The organism is Nitrospira sp. (genome assembly GCA_005116745.1).
GTDB lineage: Bacteria > Nitrospirota > Nitrospiria > Nitrospirales > Nitrospiraceae > Nitrospira_D.
The window spans coordinates 1-1,251 of record SWDS01000024.1 but is presented as its reverse complement, the minus strand read 5'-3'; the positions used below and the strand labels follow the sequence as shown (position 1 = coordinate 1,251).

1 rRNA gene is annotated in these 1,251 nt (G+C 51.7%); it reads left to right on the top strand.

Annotated elements, in window-relative coordinates:
- Positions 1-27 precede the first annotated feature (27 nt).
- Positions 28-1,251, top strand: a 23S ribosomal RNA gene (locus E8D52_18640); the annotation flags it as partial.

Sequence of the window (1,251 nt, the reverse complement as noted above, 5' to 3'; positions counted from 1 at the left end):
TCCTTATGCAAGGCTGTCGTTGATGGTGTGGATTCTCAAGCGTGAGGTAAGAGCATTTGGTGGATGCCTTGGCACATACAGGCGATGAAGGACGTGGCACGCTGCGATAAGCGTCGGGGAGTTGTGAGCAAACTTTGATCCGGCGATTTCCGAATGGGGAAACCCACCTTCACCATTTCATTCTGGTTCCGTTTCGACGGAGGCTGAGTGAGGTGGATAAGGTATCCCAGGTTGAATAAAATAGACCTGGTGAAGCGAACCCGGGGAACTGAAACATCTCAGTACCTGGAGGAAAGGACATCAACCGAGACTCCGCGAGTAGTGGCGAGCGAAAGCGGACCAGGCCAGTGATTGAATTAGGACAACTGGAACCATCTGGAAAGGTGGGCCTCAGCGGGTGACAGCCCCGTACAGGTAATGCCAAGCTCGAGACTCGAGTAGGGCGGGACACGTGAAATCCTGTCTGAACATGGGGGGACCACCCTCCAAGCCTAAATACTCGTATGTGACCGATAGCGAACTAGTACCGTGAGGGAAAGGTGAAAAGCACCCCGATGAGGGGAGTGAAACAGTACCTGAAACCGAATGCTTACAATCAGTGGGAGCCTCTTTAGGGGGTGACCGCGTACCTCTTGCATAATGGGTCAGTGACTTAATGTATCAAGCAAGCTTAAGCCGTTAGGTGTAGGCGCAGCGAAAGCGAGTCTGAATAGGGCGATTGAGTTTGATGTATTAGACCCGAAACCCGGCGATCTAGGCATGACCAGGTTGAAGGTGCGGTAACACGCACTGGAGGACCGAACCGTTTAATGTTGAAAAATTATCGGATGAGTTGTGTTTAGGGGTGAAAGGCCAATCAAGCCGGGAAATAGCTGGTTCTCCGCGAAATCTATTGAGGTAGAGCGTCGAATGATTGCCGTTGGGGGTAGAGCACTGGATGGGTGCGGGGGTCGCGAGATCTACCAATCCTAACCAAACTCCGAATACCAACGAGTCTAGTTCGGCAGACAGACGGCGGGTGCTAAGGTCCGTCGTCAAAAGGGAAACAGCCCTAACCTACAGCTAAGGTCCCCAAGTCATCACTAAGTGGTAAAGCATGTGGGAATCCCAAAACAACCAGGAGGTTGGCTTAGAAGCAGCCATCCTTTAAAGAAAGCGTAACAGCTCACTGGTCTAAATAAGGGTTTCTGCGCCGAAAATGTAACGGGAATTAAGTCATGTACCGAAGCTTAGGGTGTGGCCCGCAAGGGC